The sequence below is a fragment of the Leucobacter sp. USHLN154 genome, from assembly GCF_037145595.1.
Taxonomy (GTDB): Bacteria; Actinomycetota; Actinomycetes; order Actinomycetales; family Microbacteriaceae; genus Leucobacter; species Leucobacter alluvii.
In genome coordinates this window covers 161,007-181,455 of record NZ_JBBCXF010000003.1, presented here as the reverse complement: position 1 = coordinate 181,455, position 20,449 = coordinate 161,007, and the positions used below count along the sequence as shown (strand labels likewise).

The window sequence follows — 20,449 nt, the reverse complement described above, 5'->3', positions numbered from 1 at the left end:
GGGCGACGCTTGCGCCGCGATCGCCGCGATCCCGCGAGTCGCCGGCGTGCCTCCGATTTCGTCGTGCCAAGAACGAGGAGTTTACAGTGACCAGTACAACGGAACAGCCCGGGGTTGCGGGCGAAGTGCGGCCGGGTGAGACCCCAGACACGGTGTCACCCGCGATCGCGGTCTCCCACGCCTACAAGGTGTTCGGGCGACGCCCCAGAGAGGTCGTCAAGCGCCTCCGAAAGGGCGCAACGCGGGAAGAGGTCCGCGGGCAGGGTACCGCGGCTGTGATCGACACGAGCTTCAGCGTCAATCAAGGCGAGATCTTCGTGGTGATGGGCCTGTCGGGTTCCGGCAAGTCGACCCTGATCCGCATGCTCAACGGCCTGAACGACACGACTGACGGGTCGATCACGGTCTTCGGCACCGAGGTCGTCGGCCTGAGCGGACAAGAACTGCGCGAGTTGCGTCGCGACCGGATGTCGATGGTGTTCCAGCACTTCGCACTGCTCCCCCACCGCAGTGTCCTCGACAACGTCGCCTACGGACTCGAGTTGCAGGGCGTTGCGCCAGCTGAGCGTCGAGAGCGAGCGCAGCACTGGCTCACGCGCGTCGGCCTGGGCGGCTGGGAGGAGCACTTGCCCGGTGAACTCTCGGGCGGCATGCAGCAGCGCGTCGGCATCGCCCGCGCGTTCGCCGCTGACACCGACATCCTGCTCATGGATGAAGCGTTCTCAGCGCTCGACCCGCTGATTCGGCGAGAGATGCAGGAGCAGCTCGTCGAACTGCAGCAGGAGCTCAACAAGACGATCGTCTTCATCACGCACGACTTGAATGAAGCGATGTTCCTGGGCGACCGCATCGCCGTCATGCGCGACGGGAGGATCGTGCAGGTCGGAACGCCGAACGACATCCTCACCGACCCGGCCAACGATTACGTCGCCCAGTTCGTGCAGGACGTCGATCGCGCCCGGGTGCTCACCGCGGGAGACGTGATGGAGCCGCCCCGCGCCGTGGTCCCGGCGACCGCCGGCCCGCGCACCGCGCTGCGCACCATGCGCGATCTGCAGACGTCGGCGTGCTTCGTCACGTCCTCGTCGCGCAAGCTGCTCGGCGTCGTCCGCGATAAGGATGTGCTGCGCCAGGTCCGCGAAGGCGGTACCGACATCACGGAGCGCCTCCGGCCCACGCCCTCGATCGTGAAGCGCGATCAATACATCTCCGAGCTCTTCGAGCTCGCAGTGGAGAGTCCGCTGCCCGTGGCTGTGACCGACGACCAGGATCGGCTCATCGGCGTCGTTCCGCGCGTCACGCTCCTCGCAGCACTGACCGACCTCCCGACTATGACGACGGAGATTCCGATCATCGAACCGACACCCACCGTGTCGGCGGCGATGATCTCAGAGACACTGGGCGATGCTCCGGAGAGCGCCGCCGGAGCCGGGTTCGCACCCGAGAATGAGGAGGTGCGCTGATGGACGACTTCCGCATTCCTCTCGGCGACTGGGTAGCCGATGGACTCAACTGGTTCAAGGCGACGTTCGACGGCTTCCTCGACGTGGTCACCCTGGTGATCAAGTTCCTCGTCGAGGGGCTGGCCGACGGACTGACGTCCGTTCCCTTCCCCGTCCTCATCATCGTGTTCGGGCTGATCGGCTGGCTGCTGCGCTCCTGGCAGCTCGCGGTCGGCACCGTCATCACGATGCTCCTCGTCGTCGGCATGGGCCAGTGGGAGAACGCGATGCTGACGCTCGCGCTCGTGCTCATCGCAGCCCTCATCGCCATCGTCGTCGCGATCCCGCTCGGCATCGCGGCAGCGCGGAGCGATACGTTCAGCGCGATCCTGAAGCCCGTGCTCGACTTCATGCAGACGATGCCGGCCTTCGTCTACCTGATCCCCGCCGTGATCTTCTTCAGCATCGGGTTCGTGCCGGGCGTCTTCGCAACGGTCCTGTTCTCGGTCGCTCCCGGCGTGAGGTTCACCGAACTCGGCATCCGCGGAGTCGACTCCGAGACGGTCGAGGCCGGCTATGCATTCGGAGCCGCACCGGGGAAGATCCTCCGAGGCATCCAGCTGCCGCTCGCGATGCCGACCATCATGGCCGGCATCAACCAGGTGATCATGCTCGCCCTCTCGATGGCCGTCGTCGCCGGTATGGCCGGCGCGAACGGACTCGGCAAGGAGGTCGTCGCGGCCATCTCGACCCTGAACATCGCGCAGGGCGTCGAGGCCGGCCTGAGCGTCGTGATCCTCGCCGTCTTCCTCGACCGCGTGACCGCGGCCCTCGGCAATCCCGGCGACTACAAGCACTCGTTGCTGGGCGGCATCCGCCGCCGCCGTGACGCGCGCCGCACGGGCGCGCTCGCCAAGGCTGCATGACGCACCGCACGTACCCCTCGCAACACACGTACCCCCACACCGTGCGCCCCGCGCACGAAACGAAAGGACGAAGTATGCAGAAGCGCACTCTCACCGGAATGCTGGCTCTGGGAGCCGCCGCAACCCTCGCCCTTGCAGGTTGCTCCGGCAATGGGTCCGGCAGCGGCTCCGACGGCGACGGCGGCGGCGAGAACGGCACCGTCACACTGGGCTACCTGCCGGGTTGGACGGACGGGCTCAGCACCGCCTACCTGCTCGAGGATCAGCTCGGCAAGATGGGCTACGACGTCGAGATGGAAGAGCTGACCGATGCGGGCGTGCTCTACGCAGGACTCGCCGGTGGAGACTTCGACATCTACCCCTCCGCATGGCCGGAGGTGACGCACGCCTCGTACATGGAGGAATTCGGCGACCAGATCGAGGATCTCGGCGGCTACTACGACGGCGCCGTGCTGACGCTCGCGGTGCCCGAGTACGTCGACATCGACTCCATCGAAGACCTCGCCGGTGAAGCGGATCGATTCGGCGGCGAGATCATCGGCATCGAGCCGGGCGCAGGGCTGACCGCGCAGACGCAGGACGTCGCGATGCCGGAGTACGGCCTGGACGGCGACTTCGAGCTCGTGACCTCCTCCACCGCCACGATGCTCGCGACGCTGCAGGACAAGATCGACAACGAAGAAGACGTCGTCGTGACGCTCTGGCGCCCGTTCTGGGCGAACGATGCCTTCCCGCTGAAGGATCTCGAGGACCCGAAGGGTGCGATGGGCGAGCCCGAGACCCTGCACTTCCTGGGGAAGAAGGGTCTCTCGGAGGAGTACCCCGAGGTCGCCGACTACATCGCCGACATCAAGCTCGACGACGTCGCCTACGGCGCGCTCGAGAGCATGGTCACCGGTGACGAGTACAAGGACGACCCCGAGGCCGCCGTCGATGCATGGCTCGAGGAGTACGGAGATGCGTACCCGGGTCTGATCACCAGCTGACCGATCCGTCGTTTCCCTTCGGGGAATCACGCAGTACGAAAGGAGCCCTTCCCGAAACACAGTTCCGGGAAGGGCTCCTTTTTTCATGCCGCACAGCGGCACCACGCTTTACGAAAGGACACCATTTGCAGTTCCGCACCCTCACTTCTGCTCTCGCACTCACCGCAGCAGCCGCTCTGGCGCTCGCCGGATGTTCTGCCGAAGACGCCGCCGATGCCAGCGCAGACAGCATCACCATCGGCTACGTCCCCTCCTGGAGCGATGGCAAGACCAGCGGCTTCCTCCTCAAGGACCAGTTCGAAAAGCTCGGCTACGACGTTGAGATGCAGGAGCTCACTGAGGCAGCCGTGCTGTACACGAGTCTCGCGGAGGGCAGCATCGACGTCTTCTCGGGTGCTTGGACCGAGCGCACGCAGGCCGAGTACGTCGCGGGGCGGGAAGATGACTTCGAGGATCTCGGCACCTGGTACGACAACGGCACGATCACCCTCTCGGTGCCCGACTATGTCGATATCACGTCACTCGAAGAACTCGCGCCGAGTGCCGATCGATTCGACGGGAAGATCATCGGCATCGAGCCGAGCGCGGGTCAGATGAAGCACACGGAGGAAGTCGGCATGCCTGCCTACGGACTCGACAGTGAGTTCTCCCTCGTGTCCTCGTCGACGGCGGCGATGCTCGCCTCGGTGAGCGACGCGGTCGAGACCCGCGACGACATCGTCGTGACGAGCTGGCGCCCGTTCTGGGCGAACGAGGTGTACGGCCTGCGCGACCTCGAAGACCCGAAGGGTGTCATGGGCACCCCCGAGGGCATTCATGTGCTCGCGACCCAGGGATTCACCGAGCGCTTTTCCGACGCGGCAGACTACGCCGCAGATTTCAAGCTGAACGACGAGGCCTTCAGCACGCTCGAGAACGCGATGACGAACGAATACGAGGTGGGTGAAGAGGCCGAGGCCGTCGACGCCTGGATCGACGAGCACCCCGACGCATTCCCCGGCCTGCTCGCCGAATAGAGAAATCAGGAGCGCCCGGCGCCGTTGCCGCGTAGGATCGGCGACGTCGGGCGCTTCCGGCTCGGCCTGTCATCGAGGAGAGACCATGAGCGATTCAGCCCTCGCACCCGAGATCGAATCCCGACCCGAAGTGCATCTGGCCGTCGTGCGGGAGACCGTTCCGTTCGACCGCATTCCCGAGCTCTACGACCGCGCGTACCCGGCGATCTTCCAGGCGTTGGCAGAGACAGGCGTGTCTCCGGCCGCCGCCCCGATGGGCGTGATGCACGGCTCCCCGGCGGCGGAGGGCCTCGACCTGTCGGTGGCCGTGCCGATCCCTCAGCCATACACCGGAACCGGCGGCGGGATCACGGCCGAGACGATTCCGGCCGCCCGCACCGCCACGATGCTGCTGCGCGGTGACTTCAGCGGGCTGTCGGCCGCTTACGAGCGTCTCTACGCCTGGATCAGCGAGCGGGGAGAGCAGCCGACCGGCATCGCCTGGGAGCAGTACCTCACCGAACCCGAGCCCGGCGGCGACCCTGCCCTCAACGAGACGCTGATCGGGGTGCAGCTCGCCGGTGACTGAGGGCCGGTAAGCTGGATCCACACCATCAGGCACCAGCGCGGCGATGAGCTGCCGCGCGACCACGCGGTGCCGTCCACATCGAACCCCGATGCCGCAGCTGAGCGCGGTATCGAGAAGCGGAGCCCCACGCATGAGCGCGATTCCCGACAAGCCCGTACTCGAAGGCCTCGAAGCGAAATGGGGCCCGGTGTGGGAGGAAGCGGGCACGTACGCGTTCCCGCGAGAGCGCGCTTCCCGGGAGAACGTCTACAGCATCGACACGCCCCCGCCGACGGCGTCGGGATCGCTGCACGTTGGACACGTCTTCTCGTACACGCACACCGATACCATCGCGCGGTACCAGCGCATGCAGGGCAAGGCCGTCTTCTACCCGATGGGGTGGGACGACAACGGGCTGCCGACGGAGCGACGCGTGCAGAACTACTACGGCGTGCGCTGCGATCCGTCGCTGCCGTACGTCGAGGGATTCGTCCCTCCGCACGAAGGGGGCGACGGCAAGAGCATCAAAGCGGCGGATCAGCAGCCGATCTCCCGCCGCAACTTCATCGAGCTGTGCGAGCGCCTCACCGAGGAGGACGAGCAGCAGTTCGAGGCGCTCTGGCGCACGCTCGGGCTCTCCGTCGACTGGAAGCAGAGCTACCGAACGATCGGAGCGGAGTCGCTGCGCGCGTCCCAGCTCGCCTTCCTCCGCAACGTCCAGCGCGGCGAGGCCTACCAGGCCCAGGCGCCGACCCTGTGGGACGTGACGTTCCGCACGGCGGTCGCCCAGGCGGAGCTCGAGGATCGCGATCAGCCGAGCGCCTATCACACGCTCGCCTTCCACAAGTCGGACGGATCGGGCGACATCCTCATCGACACCACGCGTCCCGAACTGCTCGCAGCGTGCGTCGCGCTCGTCGCGCACCCCGACGATGAGCGCTTCCAGCCGCTCTTCGGCTCGACAGTGCGCACTCCCCTGTTCGACGTCGAGGTGCCGATCCTGGCCCACCACCTCGCGCAGAAGGACAAGGGCACCGGAATCGCGATGATCTGCACGTTCGGCGATGTGACCGATGTGGTCTGGTGGCGCGAACTCGACCTGCCGAACCGTGCCATCCTCGGATTCGACGGCCGCGTGATCTCTGAGGCGCCCGACGTCATCACGAGCGAGACCGGGCGGGCAGCCTACGCGGAGATCGCGGGCAAGACCGTGTTCAGTGCGAAGCAGATCGTCGTCGACTCGCTGCGCGCCTCCGGCGAACTCGTCGGTGACATCCGCAAGATCACGCATCCCGTCAAGTTCTTCGAGAAGGGCGACAAGCCGCTCGAAATCGTTTCGACCCGCCAGTGGTACGTCGTGAACGGTGCGCGCGATGAGGCGCTCCGCGATCGCCTGCTCGCGCACGGGCGAGAGCTCGAGTGGCATCCCGACTTCATGCGCGTGCGCTACGAGAACTGGGTCGAGGGCCTCTCCGGTGATTGGCTGATCTCGCGTCAGCGCTTCTTCGGTGTCGCGATCCCGGTGTGGTACCCGCTCGACGCCGACGGCAATCCGGTCTTCGACGAGCCGATCCTGCCGAGTGAGGATCAGCTGCCCGTTGACCCGTCGAGTGACGTCCCCGCCGGGTACACGGCCGATCAGCGCGGAGTCGCAGGCGGGTTCCAGGGCGAGGTCGACGTGATGGACACGTGGGCGACCTCTTCGCTCACCCCGCAGCTCGCGGGCGGCTGGGAGCGCGACCCGGAGCTGTTCGATCTCGTATACCCGTTCAGTCTCCGGCCGCAGGGTCAGGACATCATCCGGACGTGGTTGTTCTCGACGCTGCTGCGTTCGGAGCTCGAGTGCGGCCAGCTGCCGTGGCAGCACGCGGGCATCTCCGGGTGGATCCTGGATCCCGATCGGAAGAAGATGTCGAAGTCGAAGGGCAACGTGGTGACGCCCGCCGGCATGCTCGAGCAGCACGGGTCGGACGCTGTGCGCTACTGGGCGGCCTCGGCGAAGCTCGGCACGGATGCAGCGTTCGACCCGCAGAATCCGACGCAGATCAAGATCGGCCGTCGTCTGGCGATCAAGCTGCTGAACGCGGCGAAATTCACCCTCAGTTTCGACGACTCGGGCGCCGGGACCGTCACGGAAGCGCTCGACCGCGCCGTGCTCGCCGGACTCGCGGGAGTGATCGAGCAGGCGACGCGCGCATTCGAGAACTACGACCATGCTCGTGCACTCGAGCTGACCGAATCGTATTTCTGGACCTTCTGCGACGACTATCTCGAGCTCGTGAAGGAGCGCGCGCACAACGGTGAGGGCCAGTCGCGGGCGTCTGCAGTGACCGCCCTGCGCACCTCGCTCTCCGTGTTCGTGCGCCTGCTCGCGCCGTTCCTGCCGTATGCCACGGAGGAAGTGTGGTCGTGGTTCGGCGAAGGGTCTGTGCACCAGGCCGCCTGGCCCGTGCCCGAGGAGGCCGCCTCGCTCGCCGGGGACGACGCCGATGCCGCATTGCTCTGGCTCGTCGGCGAGGCGCTCGTGGGCATCCGAGGAGCGAAGACGGCCGCGAAGGCTTCGCAGAAGACCCCGGTGTCGATCGCGGTCGTGCAGGCCCGGCAGCCCGATCTCGCCCGCCTCGAGTCGGCCTCGGCTGATCTCGCCGCAGTCGGAAAGATCGCCGAGCTTCGGATCGAGGCCGGCCCGGACGATCTGAGCGGAGTCACCGTCGCCGACATCCAGCTCGCACCAGTGGAGGCGTGACGATGCAGCTCGGGGCGCGCTGGCAGAGGGGCACTCCACCGCACCGCAGCGTGCCCGAGGCGCTGCATGCCGCGATCGCCGAGCAGGAGAACGGGCATCCGGAGGCTGATTCGTGGACGCTGACCTGGCTCGAAGGCCGGCCGCGCTGCGAGCTCGATGACCTCGTGTTCGTCGCGCTCGACGTGGTCGGTCGCGTGCGCACCGGGCCCGTGAGCGGGGGCGGCGAGCCGGGGCTCGCGGAGGAGCGTCTGGCCCACAGCGCAGACGACGCCGACGATGATGACTGGCTGAGTTGAGGAGTTCGATGTTTCGCGGAGACGACCTGGTCGGGCGCCGATTCGGCGCGAGTATGGCGGTGGCAGTCATCGCCCTCATGGGGCTGAGCGCCTGTGCTCCCGAGCCTGCGGCGGACGGCGGTGCGCGCGGCGATGGATCGTCGGCGTCCGCCTCGGCCTCCGCGGAGGCGGACGCCGACTCCTCCGGGGCTGACGAGAGTGCGACTTCCGGTGAGGACGCCGGGGCGGACGATGAAGCGGGCAGCGATGCATCGAGCGTCGGCGAGGGCGACCGCAAAGCGAACGGCGCCGCCTCCGGGAGCAGCGAGGGCGGATGGCCGCAGCAGGGCGATCCGCAGGACACGTCGAAATCGACGACGCTCCCCGCGTCATTCCCGGTGGCCGATTTCGTCGTGCCCGACGGCGCCCGCATCGACGATGCCGGTGAGCGATCGGCGAGCGAATGGTATCTCGTGCTCACCGCTGAGGACCAGGCTGCCGCTGATGCGCTGTGGCAGTCGATCGTCAGCGCGAGCGGGTTCGCCGAATCGGAGCGATCCGAGACCGGTGATGGCGGCGTCGCCGCCACACTCGCACACGGCACGCTGAGCGTCACCGCTCTGCAGATCCCCCAGAAGAACGGGTCCGTACTGCTGAGCTTCGATATCACCGCAGTGGGCGGTTGAGCGTGCGCATCGCGCTCATCCGGCACGGGCAGACCGACTGGAATCTCTCCGGTCGCATGCAGGGTCGCACCGACATTCCGCTGAACGCCACCGGCCGAGAGCAGGCCAGCGACCTCGCCGAGCGACTCTCACGAGCAGGTGGGTGGGACGCGGTCGTGACGAGTCCGCTGCTCCGAGCTCGGCAGACGGCTGAGATCCTCGCCGAGCGGCTCGGTCTCGAGGCGGTGACGTGCGAGGGGCTCGTCGAGCGCTCCTTCGGCGATGCGGAAGGCTTGTCGCACAGTGTCGCCCTCGAGCACTGGCCGTCGCGCCAGTACCCGAGCATGGAGGGTCATGACGAGGTCGCTGAGCGGGGGGTATCGGCGCTCGACCGCATCGCCGATCAGTTTCGGAACGGCCGCGTCATCGCTGTGACGCACGGTTCGTTCATCCGGCATCTGCTCGCGGACATCTCCGGGCTGCCGGCAGATGAGGTGCCCCGGGCCGAGAATCTCGCCATCTCCGAGGTCGAGCGCGACGAGTCAGGCACGTGGCACGTGCGTTCCATCGCAGGCCGCGCCTGGGAGCCTGGCGAGGGCATTCGCCGCGCTTGACGTCGCGTACCGCAGGAGTCGTGCCGCGGGCGCGCCCGAGCTCTCAACAGAGAGGCCGATGACTTACGCGCTCTCGCGGCCTCCACGGGCCTGCAGCACGCGCGGCGCAGCTTCCCCGTTCACCGATTCCCGGGTCACGATGACCTTCGTGATGTCACCGTCGGAAGGCACCTCGAACATGACGGGCCCGAGGATCCCTTCGAGGATCGCACGGAGCCCACGAGCGCCGGTCTTGCGTTCGACGGCGAGTTCAGCGATGGCTTCGAGCGCGGCATCCTCGAACTCGAGACTCACGCCGTCGAGTTCGAACATGCGCTGGTACTGCTTCACGAGTGCATTCTTCGGCTCGGTGAGAATGCGCGTCAGCGCTTCGACGTCGAGCGGATCGACCGTCGCTACGATCGGCAGGCGTCCGATGAACTCGGGAATCAGACCGAACTTGTGTAGATCTTCAGGTTGCACCTGAGCGAAGAGCTGATCGTCGTTGCGCTTGCTCGATACCGGCGCACCGAACCCGATGCCGCCCTTGCCGAGGCGAGACCCGACGATCTCCTCGAGACCGGCGAATGCGCCGGCGACGATGAAGAGCACGTTCGTGGTGTCGAGTTGGATGAACTCCTGATTCGGGTGCTTGCGCCCGCCCTGCGGAGGAATCGATGCGACCGTGCCCTCCAGGATCTTGAGGAGCGCCTGCTGCACGCCTTCGCCCGAGACATCGCGCGTGATCGAGGGGTTCTCGGCTTTACGAGAGATCTTGTCGATCTCATCGATGTAGATGATGCCCATCTCTGCGCGCGCGACATCGAAATCGGCTGCCTGCAGAAGCTTCAGGAGGATGTTCTCGACGTCCTCGCCGACGTACCCCGCCTCGGTGAGGGCCGTGGCGTCAGCAACCGCGAACGGCACACCGAGCTGTCGTGCCAGCGACTGCGCGAGATACGTCTTGCCGCATCCAGTCGGGCCGATGAGCAGAATATTCGACTTCGCGATCTCCACCTGCTCCGAGGCGACCTCAGCGCTCGCGAGCGACGAGAGCGCGCGCACGCGCTTGTAGTGGTTGTACACCGCAACGGCGAGTGACTGCTTGGCCCGGTCCTGCCCGATGACGTACTGGTCGAGGAAGTCGGCGATCTCACGAGGCTTGTGCAGAGTGAAGTCGGAGGTCTCCCCCGTCTGGTGCTCCGCGAGGCGCTCCTCGATGATCTCATTGCAGAGCGCCACGCACTCATCGCAGATGTAGATCTGCGGGCCGGCGATGAGCTGCTGCACTTGCTTCTGCGACTTGCCGCAGAAGGAGCACTTGAGCAGCTCGCTGCTTTCGCCGATCTTCGCCATGCGGAGCTCCTTCACCTAACTCGGTCTGATCCGATGCCTTCGAGACTAGCGGGAGCCTCAGACATTGATGGGCGGCGCGCCGGAGCCCCGGGGTCGCCCCCGAGGCTCCGTGTGACTACTTCGCGATGACCGGCTGCGGGTTCTTCCGACTCGTCAGCACCTGGTCGACGAGCCCGTATTCGAACGCCTCCTGTGCGCTGAGAATCTTATCGCGATCGATGTCGCGATTCACCTCTTCGATGCTGCGCTTGGAGTGCTTCGACAGCGTCTCCTCGAGCCATTCGCGCATCCGCAGGATCTCGCGGGCCTGGATCTCGATGTCCGAGGCCTGGCCGTGGCCGCCCTGACCGCTGGATGGCTGGTGGATCAGCACGCGCGCGTTGGGCAGCGCGAGCCGCTTCCCCGGGGTTCCACCGGCGAGCAGCACCGCCGCAGCCGACGCCGCCTGACCGAGGCACACCGTCTGCACGTGCGGGCGAATGTACTGCATCGTGTCGTAGATCGCCGTCATGGCGGTGAAGGAGCCGCCCGGCGAGTTGATGTACATGGTGATGTCCCGCTCAGGGTCCTGGCTCTCGAGCACCAGGAGCTGGGCCATGACGTCGTCGGCTGACGCATCGTCGACCTGCACGCCGAGGAAGATGATGCGATCCTCGAAGAGCTTGGCGTACGGATCCTGACGCTTGTAGCCGTAGGCCGTGCGCTCTTCGAAGGTCGGGAGCACGTAGCGCGCATCGGGCATCTGCAGGCTCGATCCGCCGGACTGGGGCATGTATGGAGTATTCATCGAGTGAGTTGCTTCCTGTCCGTCACGTTAGTTACTGGTGCCGCCGCCGCCGATGACATCGGTGGCTGAATCGCGGATGAAGTCGATGAAGCCGTACTCGAGCGCCTCATCTGCGGTGAACCAGCGATCGCGGTCGCCGTCCTCGTTGATCTGCTCCAGCGTCTTCCCGGTCTGCGCCGCGGTGATCTCGGCGAGGCGGTTCTTCATCGAGGTGATGAGCTGCGCCTGGGTCTGGATGTCGCTCGCCGTGCCACCGAATCCGCCGTGCGGCTGGTGCAGTAGCACGCGGGCGTTCGGGGTGATGTAGCGCTTGCCCCTGGTGCCGGCGGTGAGCAGGAACTGGCCCATCGACGCGGCCATGCCGATGCCGACGGTGACGATGTCATTCGGAACGAACGACATCGTGTCGTAGATCGCCATGCCCGCGGTGATCGAGCCGCCGGGAGAGTTGATGTAGAGGTAGATGTCGGCCTTGGGATCCTCTGCAGCCAGCAGCAGGATCTTGGCGCAGATCTCATTCGCGTTGTCGTCACGGACTTCGGAACCGAGCCAGATGATACGGTCCTTCAGCAGTCGTTCGAACACGCTGTTCGGTGGCGTCTGTTCAGCCATGCGGCGCTCCATTCGTTGTTGCTTGGTTCGAGCGTACCGAGTCGTTCGCGCCTCGTGAGCCGTGTTCGCCGTGGGCGCATGGCCGCCGATACGCAACGATCCCCCACCTCGAAGTTCGAGGCAGGGGATCGCGGATGCGGCGGGATGCGACCTACTTGCCGGCCTCTTCAGCCTCGGCGGCGGCCTTCTTGGCGGCGCGCGTGGCGGCAGCCTTCTTGGCGGCAGCCGAACGAGCGGCCTTCTTCGCGGCCTCGTCGTCAGCGGGAGCGCTCTCGGTCGACGCGGCGGCCGGCTTCTTCGCGGCGGCCTTCTTCGCAGCCGGAGCCGGAGCCTCTGACTCCGGAGCGGCTTCGGTCTCGACCGCCTCAGCGGCGTCGTCCGATGCGTCGGCTTCCTCATCGGAATCGACGGCCGTGAACTCGCTCAGATCGACGGCGTTGCCGTCCTGATCCACGACCTCCGCCTTCGCGAGCGCGACCGCGAGAGCCTTGTTGCGCGTCACCTCTCCGAGGATCACGCCCATCTGGTTGCCCTGGCTGATGGCCTGGAGGAACTGCGTCGGCTCCATGCCGTACTGCTGCGCCGACTGGAAGATGTACTGCGAGAGCTCGTTCTGCGTCGGCGTCACGCCTTCAGCTTCGACGATCGCGTCCAGCAGCAGCTGGAGCTGGATCTGCTCCTCCGACGACTTCCGCACCTCGGCGCGGTGCTCGTCGTCCTCGAGGCGGCCTTCGCCCTCGAGGTGACGGTGCACCTCTTCCTCCACCAGCTCTTCGGAGACGGGGATGCCGGCCTGCTCGATGAGCGTTGCGGTGAAGAGATCGCGTGCCTGCTGACCCTGCGCGAAGACGGAGGCCTTCGAAACCTGATCCTTCAGGCTCTCGCGGAGCTCGTCGATCGTGTCGAACTCGCTCGCGAGCTGCGCGAACTCGTCGTCGGCCTCGGGAAGCTCGCGCTCCTTGACCGCGGTGACCGTGAGCTCGACCTCGGCGTCCTGGCCCTCGTACTCCCCGCCCAGCAGCTGCGAGGTGAAATTCGTCGTCTCGCCGGCGGTGAGGGTCTCGACTGCCTCATCCGTACCTGCGAGCAGGTTGCCGGCGCCGACCTCGTAGGAGACGCCGCTCGCCTGATCGACCTCGTTGCCGTCGATGGTCGCGGTGAGGTCCAGCTCGACGAAGTCGCCGGTCTTCGCGGGGCGATCCACGGTCACGAGGGTGCCGAAGCGCTCGCGGAGCTTGGTCAGCTCGGCCTCGACCGCATCCTCGTCCACCTCGACGTTGTCGACGGTCAGCTTCAGGCCGTCGTACTTGGGCAGCGTGAAGTCGGGGCGCACCTCGACCTCGAACGCGAGCACGAGGGTGCTCTCCGGATCCTTGGCTTCCGGCCACTGCTCGACATCCGCGGTGGGGCGGCCCATGGGGCGCTCGTCCGCCTCGGCGAGAGCAGCCTGGTAGAAGTCGTCCAGCGAGCTGTTGACAGCCTCCTGGATGACTGCCTCACGGCCGACGCGCTGATCGATGATCGGCGCGGGGACCTTGCCCTTGCGGAATCCGGGCACCGAAACCTGCTCGGAGATGGTCTTGTACGCCTGCTTGAGGTAGGGCTCCAGCTCGTCGAGCGTAACTTCCACGCTCAGCTTGGCGCGGGTCGCAGTGAGCTTCTCAGCTGTCGTCTTCGGCAATTTGGCCTCTCATCATCAGAATGTCGTTCGGATGCCGGTTTCGGGCCGGCGGACCCTGGTCGGGGCGACAGGATTCGAACCTGCGACCTCCCGCTCCCAAAGCGGGCGCTCTAGCCAAGCTGAGCTACGCCCCGGTGTACCCGGGAGTTCCATCGTGCTGGCGCGCGGTCGCGCGCAACCCGAGCAAGTCTAGCCGATGCGCGAACCGCTGCGCTGCAGGTGCCCGGAGAAGTGCCGGAATCCGCGCGCACGGAGGCGCGGCGACGGGAGAAACGGAGAAGGCCCCGCGTGAGCGGGGCCTTCTCGGCGGAGGGGATGACGGGAATCGAACCCGCGTAATCAGTTTGGAAGACTGAGGCTCTACCATTGAGCTACATCCCCGTGCTGCGTGCAGCGCGTGCCGAAGCACCTCACCGATCATACTGCATCGTCGAGCCCGACACGAACGCGCCGTCACTCGTCGCGTGTCGCGGCCCGATGATTCTCGGTGGTCTCCAGATAGCGCGCCGAGTTGAGGCGCACCGCCTCGCGGTCCTCGTCCCGCAGTTCGCGCACCACTCGACCGGGCACGCCGACGACGAGCGAGTGCGGCGGGACGATCATGCCCTGCGGCACGACCGCTCCCGCGGCCACGAGACTGCCCGACCCCACGACGGCGCCGGTGAGCACGGTGGCGTGCATGCCGATGAGGCAGCCGTTCTCGATGGTGGCACCGTGGATCATCGCCAGGTGGCCGACCGAGACGTCGTCGCCGATGATCGCCGCATCCCCGCGTTGCGTGTGCACGACCGCACCGTCCTGAATGTTGCTCCGCTCCCCCACCCGCACGGAGTCGGAGTCGCCGCGCAGCACTGCGTTGTACCAGACGCTCGACCGCGCGCCGATGCGAACGTCACCGACGACCACGGCTCCAGGCGCGATCCAGGCGCGCTCGTCCACGACGGGGGTTCCGTACGGAGGCACACTGATCACGCGTGCACCCGCCTGGGCAGAGGAATCGTTCGAAGTCATAGCGCCTCCCTGCGCGTCGGATGAAACGAAAAAGCCCTTACCGCAAGGGTAAGGGCTTCGCTCGCTCCCCCGGCTGGGCTCGAACCAGCGACATCCTGATTAACAGTCAAGCGCTCTGCCAACTGAGCTACAGGGGATCATTGCGACTGCAACCAGACTAGGTTAGCAAGCCCCGAAGCGGGTGTGCAAATCGTCCCGGTTCGGGCGATTCGCCGGCCGAGCGCACGCTATTCTTCCGCGATCTCGTCGTACGCCGTCGCGCGCAGCGCCTGCGCGAGACGCTGCACGTACCCGTGGTCGGCGTTGCGGAAGATCTCATTGATCTCCCCGCGCCCCACGAGCCGGCCCTGCTGCATGACGAGCACCTCCTGCACCAGGGCCTCGAGCATGCCGATGTCGTGGCTGATCAGCAGCATCGTGGCACCGCTGCGCTCTCGGTACCACCGCAGCAGCTCGACGATCTTCGGCCGGTTGTTCGCGTCGACGCCGAGTGTGGGCTCATCCGCGATCAGCAGCCGCGGGTCGAGCATGAGCGAGCGCATCACCGCGACGCGCTGCCGCTGGCCTTTCGACAGCTCGTACGGATACTCCTGTAGTTTCGCGAGCGGAAGGGCGACGATGTCCATCATCTCCGCGATGCGCTCGCCGAGCTCATCGCGGTCGAAGTGCTTGCTTCGCTCGACGATCGGCTCGAAGAGGATGTCGCCGACGTTGAGCTCGGGCGTGAGCGTGGCGCCGGCATCCTGGGCGAGGTGGCCGACGTACGCCGTCAAACGCGCGCGGGTGCGGCGCCACAGGCGGTTCATGGGCACGTCCATCACGGTGGCTTCACCGCCGGTGAGCCGAATGCGGCTCGACTTCTCGCTGGCGTCCGGCCCGCGGCCCGCCAAGAACTTCGCAAGCGTCGACTTGCCCGAACCGCTCTCGCCGAGGAGGGCGAACACATCGCCGCGCGCGACATCGAAGGAAAGCCCCTCGACGGCCTCGAACTCCCGGCCCCCCGCGTGCGCCGGGTACGAGAGCGAGAGGTCCGAGACCCGAATCATCGGATCGGCGTCGACTACGGGGTGGGGCATCCTGAATTCTCCTCGGTGGCTCGTGGTGCGCTCCGGCTGACCAGCAGCCTAGGGCATCGGGATGCGCACGGCGGGAGCGGTTTCGGCACGCCGCTCAATCTGCGCGCAGACTGCGGCGAGCTGATTCGAGCGCGACGAGCTGCTCCTGAATCTGACGAGCGCGCGGGTCTGCGGAGTCGCCGATGCGCTGATGGCGTGCGAGCAGTTCGCGTTTGAGCTCCACGAGGTCCCGGTCGAGCAGCGAGACCACCACGTCGCGGGCGTACGCCGCCAGCTGATCGAGATTTCGCTGCGGCATGGGGGCCATGGCGAGCTCGCGGATGAGTCCGTGATGCGACTCGGGTGCAGCCGCCATGACGGCGTCCCACCACGCCGGCGTGCCGAGTACCGGCAATGCGGCGCCGAGTGCATCGCGCACGACACGCAGGTCGGGTTCGAGCACCTGCGCCGTCACCGCCTGCTGCAGCAGGTCAGGGCCCACAGATTCGCCCTGCTGCAGCATCGCCATCAGGGCGTCGCGTTCGAGCCAGGTCGTAGGGGCGTTGCGAAGCGAAGAGAGTCCGATACGACGCGGCGCGGCGGGTGTCGTATCACGCTGCGGATCGGAGGGTCCACCGTACGGGTCCGAAGCGTCGTCGTACTGGGCACTCGGGCCGGAGGCGTACGAATCCTCCTGCTGCCCCGACGACCCTGGCCGGCGCGCGGCCCCGCGCTGCCCGTACCCGCCGCGCTGCTGCTGTCGTTGGTTCTGCACGTGCTGGCCCTGCCGTTGCGGCCCGTTCTGGCCCTGACCCGACCGGTCCTGGCCGCCGCGATCGCTGCCCCGAGGGCTGCGCTCGGCGCTGCGCACAGCATGCTGCACCTCATTCAGCTCGGCGCCCAGCAGGCGCGCGAGCTCTCGCGTGTATCCCGGGCGGAGTGACGGGTCCCTGATCTCCGCGATGATCGGCGCGGCCTCGCGCAGCGCGGCGACCCGCCCTTCCACGCTGTTCAGGTCGAAACGCGCGATCGCCTGCCTCAGCGCGAACTCGAAGAGCGGAATCTTGCGCGTGAACAGCTCGCGAACCGCCTCGTCCCCGCGATGCTGACGCAGATCGGAGGGATCGAGCCCTTCCGGCGCGACAGTGACGTAGGTCTGCGCAGTGAAGCGCTTCTCCTCGCTGAAGGCGCGGAGCGCGGCTTTCTGCCCGGCCTCATCCGGGTCGAAGGTGAACACGACCTCGGCGGCGGAATCATCGCCCATGATGCGTCGGAGCACGGCGATGTGATCCTTGCCGAACGCCGTTCCGCAGGTCGCCACCGCGGTCTCCACGCCCGCGAGATGACAGGCCATGACATCGGTGTATCCCTCGACGACCACGGCGCGTTTGCCGCGCGAGATCGCGCGCTTCGCGAGATCGAGGCCGTACAGCACCTGCGACTTGTGGTAAACCGGGGATTCAGGCGTATTGAGATACTTGGGGCCGTTGTCGTCCTCGTAGAGCTTGCGCGCTCCGAAGCCGAGCGTCTGGCCGCTCGTGTCGCGGATGGGCCAGACGATTCGCCCGCGGAAGCGATCGTAGGCACCGCGCTGCCCTTCTGAGGCGAGACCGGACTGCACCAGCTCCTGCGGCGTGTATCCCAGTCCGCGCAAATGGCCGCTCATACCATCCCAGCCTCGCGGGGCGTACCCGACGCCGAACCGTTCGCAGGCGGCCTCGTCGAAACCGCGCTGCGTGAGGAAGTCGCGCGCCATCGCGGCTTCTTCACCGGCGAGCTGCGCCGAGAAGTACTCGGCCGCTGCGGTGTTCGCCGCGAGCAGCCGGGCGCGATTCGGGCCGTCTTCGCGCGCGAAACTCCCCTCCTCGTACGTCAGACCGTAGTGAATCCGCGCTGCAAGACGTTCCACCGATTCGGCGAAGGTGAGATGGTCCATGCGCTGGAGGAAGGTGAACGCGTCACCGGATTCCCCGCACCCGAAGCAGTGGTAGTAGCCGAGCGCAGGACGCACGTGGAAACTGGGACTGCGCTCATCATGGAATGGGCACAAGCCCTTCATCGAATCGATTCCGGCGTTCTTCAAGGTGACGTAGTCACCGACGAGATCGGCAAGGTTCGTGCGACGCTTCACTTCCTCGATATCGCTCGCACGGATCCGACCTGCCATAGCTGTACAGTCTACTGCCGAAGCCCGTTGACCAGGCGACGCTGTGGCGCCGCTGCCGCTGGTGCGAAACGCTGCGCGTTTCGCCTACACCAGGCGACGCTGTGGCGCCGCTGCCGCTGGTGCGAAACGCTGCGCGTTTCGCCTAAACCAGCGGCACATCACACAGCCGCTTGTGCCAGGCGATCGCGGACTGATCCGTCAGCGATGCCACCTGGTCCACGATGGCGCGCCGCCGCCCCGCATCATCCGCAGCCTGGCGGAAGTCGGCCGCGAAAGCGGGCTCCAGCTCGTGCTCCCCCGATTCCCACAGCACCTCGAGCAGTTCGCCCAGCAACTCGCGCTGCCGACGATACGTCGGTTGACGCCGCCCGCTCGCCATGACGAACGCGGCGACGATCCCCTTGAGCACGGCGATCTCTGCACGGATCTCGCGGGGAACGATGACGGAAGCGTTGTAGCGCGCCAGCGGTGAACCGTCCGCCGCCTCAAGCGTCGCCCCGATCGATGCTCGCGCGAACCGGCCGATCATCTCGCTCGTGAAATTCTTGAGCTGCGCCTGGTGGGCGCGGCTCTCGTCCCAGCGGGTCAGCCAGGTCTCGGATTCGGAGATGCGGTCGTACGCCGCCCCGAGCTCGTCGCTCGAGTAGGAACCGCCGGCCCACTCCGACACGGCACGGATCAGCGATTCATGGCCTGAGCGGGCGGTGAGGATCTCGGGGTCGATGAACCCGCTGACGACGGCGTCCTCGAAATCGTGCACCGAGTAGGCGATGTCATCCGAGAGATCCATCACCTGGGCCTCGGCGCACTTCCTCCGCTCCGGCGCTCCCGCACGCAGCCACGCGAAGACTGGAGCATCATCCGCGAAGTAGCCGAACTTCGCGCTGCCGGGCTCGGCCTCGGCAAGGCTCCAGGGGTACTTGCAGCTGGCATCGAGCGTCGCGCGGGTCAGATTCAACCCCACGCTCGCACCGTCGGAGGTGAACCGTTTGGGTTCGAGTCGCGCGAGCACTCGGAGCGTCTGCGCGTTGCCCTCGAACCCGCCCGCGTCGACGGCCCACTCGTTGAGCGCCTTCTCCCCGTTGTGGCCGAAGGGCGGATGACCGAGGTCGTGCGCGAGGCACGCAGTGTCCACCACGTCCTGCGCAAGGTTCAGCGAGACGGCGAGCTCCCGGCCGATCTGCGCGACCTCAAGGGAATGCGTCAGACGGTTCCGCGCGAAATCGATGCCGGCCGTGGGGCTGAGCACCTGCGTCTTCGCCGCGAGGCGTCGCCAGCCGCTCGAGTGGAGCACGCGCGCACGGTCGCGGGCGAAATCGCTGCGCGATCCCGAATGCGACTCAGGCACGTAGCGTTCGGCGTCGACCGCATCGTATCCGGCGGGCAGGCCCGACTCACCCACCCGAGTCGTCTCGCTCGGCATCCGCCAAATCGGCGTAGTCGATGTTCTCGCTCGTGCGGCTCTCGAGCCAGCGGTCCGGCAGCACGACCCGCTTCGGGCTGCCGGCGCGACCGCGCTGCCCTTCGGCGCCTTCGCCGGGGTACGGCAGTGAGGCATCCATCGTGGCGAAGATCTCGTCCATCTGCTCGAGCGATTCGACGGCCGCCAGCGCGCGACGCGTGTCGCCGCCGACCCCGTAGCCCTTGAAGTACCAGGCGACGTGCTTGCGGATGTCGCGGCACGCATGCGGCTCATCGCCGTCGTAGAACTCGACGAGCAGCTCGGTGTGGCGACGCATCGCATCCATGACGAACCCGAGCGGCGGCTGAGCGATCGACGCCGCCGCTTCCTCTGCCGAGATCTCCCCGGCCTCAGCGCGGAACGCCGCTGCGAGGTCCCCGAAGAGCCACGGGCGTCCGAGGCACCCGCGGCCGACGACGACGCCGTCGCAGCCGGTTTCGCGGACCATGCGGATGGCGTCATCGGCCGACCAGATATCGCCGTTGCCGAGCACGGGCACGCTCGTGATGGTCTCCTTGAGCGTCGCGATCGAACTCCAGTCGGCCTGGCCGGAGTAGAACTGATTCGCTGTGCGCCCGTGCAGCGCGATGGCGGCCACGCCTGCGCCCTCGGCAGCACGCGCGGCATCGAGGTACGTCAGGTGATCCTCATCAATGCCTTTGCGCATCTTCACCGTCAGCGGAATGTCGCCAGCGGACCGCACCGCCCCCTCGACGATCGCGCGGAACAGATCGCTCTTCCACGGCAGCGCAGAGCCCCCGCCCTTGCGAGTGACCTTCGGAACCGGGCACCCGAAGTTGAGATCGATGTGATCGGCGAGATTCTGATCGACCAGGAAGCGCACGGCCTCCGACACGGTCTTCGGATCGACGCCGTAGAGCTGGATCGAACGCGGCGTCTCGCTCTCATGATGCTTGATGAGACGCAACGACGCGGGCGTGCGTTCGACGAGCGCCCGGCTCGTGATCATCTCGCTCACGTAGAGCCCTGCGCCGTATTCGCGGCAGAGCCGCCGGAATGCCGTATTGGTGATACCGGCCATGGGGGCGAGCACGACGGGCACATCGAGTGCGAGCGGCCCGATGCGCAGGCGGGCGTCACCGAGAGTCTGGGAAGTCATAT

General features: G+C 66.8%; 18 protein-coding genes and 3 tRNA genes. 9 read left to right on the top strand and 12 right to left on the bottom strand.

What is annotated here, in order from left to right; translation table 11 throughout:
* Positions 1–86: 86 nt before the first annotated feature.
* The 9 genes from WFH23_RS06970 to WFH23_RS06930 all read left to right on the top strand — a co-directional run bounded on the left by WFH23_RS06970 (position 87) and on the right by WFH23_RS06930 (position 9,217).
* Positions 87–1,463 (top strand): quaternary amine ABC transporter ATP-binding protein, encoded by a 1,377-nt coding sequence (locus tag WFH23_RS06970; RefSeq protein ID WP_370567877.1) that lies wholly within the window; start codon positions 87–89, stop codon positions 1,461–1,463.
* Entirely contained in the window at positions 1,463–2,368 is a 906-nt protein-coding gene (locus WFH23_RS06965) for an ABC transporter permease (RefSeq protein WP_090148919.1), read from the top strand. Before WFH23_RS06970 ends, WFH23_RS06965 begins: the two co-directional genes overlap by 1 nt.
* A gap of 74 nt (positions 2,369–2,442) precedes the next feature.
* Positions 2,443–3,354: a glycine betaine ABC transporter substrate-binding protein gene (locus tag WFH23_RS06960; RefSeq protein ID WP_200328860.1), complete on the top strand. Its 912-nt coding sequence runs from the start codon at positions 2,443–2,445 to the stop codon at positions 3,352–3,354.
* A 125-nt stretch (positions 3,355–3,479) separates the two neighbouring features.
* Positions 3,480–4,370 carry a glycine betaine ABC transporter substrate-binding protein gene (locus tag WFH23_RS06955; protein ID WP_336662036.1) on the top strand — a complete coding sequence of 297 codons (891 nt, stop codon included), beginning with the start codon at positions 3,480–3,482 and terminating at the stop codon, positions 4,368–4,370.
* An 85-nt stretch (positions 4,371–4,455) separates the two neighbouring features.
* Complete coding sequence (locus tag WFH23_RS06950) at positions 4,456–4,938, top strand: GyrI-like domain-containing protein (protein ID WP_200328864.1); 483 nt, start codon at positions 4,456–4,458, stop codon at positions 4,936–4,938.
* Between the two features lie 130 nt (positions 4,939–5,068).
* On the top strand, positions 5,069–7,663 hold the full coding sequence (gene valS / locus WFH23_RS06945; protein WP_336662035.1) for a valine--tRNA ligase: 2,595 nt from the start codon (positions 5,069–5,071) through the stop codon (positions 7,661–7,663).
* Between the two features lie 2 nt (positions 7,664–7,665).
* The gene (locus tag WFH23_RS06940; protein ID WP_336662139.1) at positions 7,666–7,959 is read left to right on the top strand and encodes a Fe-S oxidoreductase; all 294 of its coding nucleotides are present in this window, start codon (positions 7,666–7,668) and stop codon (positions 7,957–7,959) included.
* An 8-nt stretch (positions 7,960–7,967) separates the two neighbouring features.
* On the top strand, positions 7,968–8,624 hold the full coding sequence (locus tag WFH23_RS06935; RefSeq protein ID WP_336662034.1) for a hypothetical protein: 657 nt from the start codon (positions 7,968–7,970) through the stop codon (positions 8,622–8,624).
* A gap of 2 nt (positions 8,625–8,626) precedes the next feature.
* Positions 8,627–9,217 carry a histidine phosphatase family protein gene (locus tag WFH23_RS06930; RefSeq protein ID WP_336662033.1) on the top strand — a complete coding sequence of 197 codons (591 nt, stop codon included), beginning with the start codon at positions 8,627–8,629 and terminating at the stop codon, positions 9,215–9,217.
* A 63-nt stretch (positions 9,218–9,280) separates the two neighbouring features.
* Here WFH23_RS06930 and clpX read toward each other — a convergent pair whose 3' ends face one another.
* The 12 genes from clpX to dusB form a co-directional block, all read right to left on the bottom strand.
* Positions 9,281–10,552, bottom strand: a complete 1,272-nt coding sequence (gene clpX, locus WFH23_RS06925; protein ID WP_090148894.1) for an ATP-dependent Clp protease ATP-binding subunit ClpX — start codon at positions 10,550–10,552, stop codon at positions 9,281–9,283.
* Between the two features lie 115 nt (positions 10,553–10,667).
* A complete protein-coding gene (locus WFH23_RS06920) occupies positions 10,668–11,339 on the bottom strand; it encodes an ATP-dependent Clp protease proteolytic subunit (protein WP_090148892.1) in 672 nt (223 codons plus the stop codon).
* A gap of 27 nt (positions 11,340–11,366) precedes the next feature.
* On the bottom strand, positions 11,367–12,047 hold the full coding sequence (locus WFH23_RS06915; RefSeq protein ID WP_255536937.1) for an ATP-dependent Clp protease proteolytic subunit: 681 nt from the start codon (positions 12,045–12,047) through the stop codon (positions 11,367–11,369).
* 55 nt (positions 12,048–12,102) lie between these two features.
* Positions 12,103–13,632: a trigger factor gene (gene tig / locus WFH23_RS06910; protein ID WP_336662032.1), complete on the bottom strand. Its 1,530-nt coding sequence runs from the start codon at positions 13,630–13,632 to the stop codon at positions 12,103–12,105.
* 56 nt (positions 13,633–13,688) lie between these two features.
* A tRNA-Pro gene (locus WFH23_RS06905) sits at positions 13,689–13,766 on the bottom strand.
* A gap of 176 nt (positions 13,767–13,942) precedes the next feature.
* A tRNA-Gly gene (locus WFH23_RS06900) sits at positions 13,943–14,013 on the bottom strand.
* Between the two features lie 72 nt (positions 14,014–14,085).
* Positions 14,086–14,643 (bottom strand): gamma carbonic anhydrase family protein, encoded by a 558-nt coding sequence (locus tag WFH23_RS06895; RefSeq protein ID WP_336662031.1) that lies wholly within the window; start codon positions 14,641–14,643, stop codon positions 14,086–14,088.
* A gap of 64 nt (positions 14,644–14,707) precedes the next feature.
* Positions 14,708–14,780: transfer RNA gene (locus tag WFH23_RS06890), tRNA-Asn, on the bottom strand.
* A 90-nt stretch (positions 14,781–14,870) separates the two neighbouring features.
* Complete coding sequence (locus WFH23_RS06885; RefSeq protein WP_090148883.1) at positions 14,871–15,719, bottom strand: ABC transporter ATP-binding protein; 849 nt, start codon at positions 15,717–15,719, stop codon at positions 14,871–14,873.
* A gap of 94 nt (positions 15,720–15,813) precedes the next feature.
* Positions 15,814–17,865: a DNA primase gene (gene dnaG / locus WFH23_RS06880; protein WP_336662030.1), complete on the bottom strand. Its 2,052-nt coding sequence runs from the start codon at positions 17,863–17,865 to the stop codon at positions 15,814–15,816.
* A 142-nt stretch (positions 17,866–18,007) separates the two neighbouring features.
* The gene (locus WFH23_RS06875) at positions 18,008–19,288 is read right to left on the bottom strand and encodes a deoxyguanosinetriphosphate triphosphohydrolase (RefSeq protein ID WP_336662029.1); all 1,281 of its coding nucleotides are present in this window, start codon (positions 19,286–19,288) and stop codon (positions 18,008–18,010) included.
* A complete protein-coding gene (dusB, locus tag WFH23_RS06870; RefSeq protein WP_336662028.1) occupies positions 19,260–20,447 on the bottom strand; it encodes a tRNA dihydrouridine synthase DusB in 1,188 nt (395 codons plus the stop codon). The genes WFH23_RS06875 and dusB overlap by 29 nt, the downstream gene beginning before the upstream one ends.
* Positions 20,448–20,449: the final 2 nt, after the last annotated feature.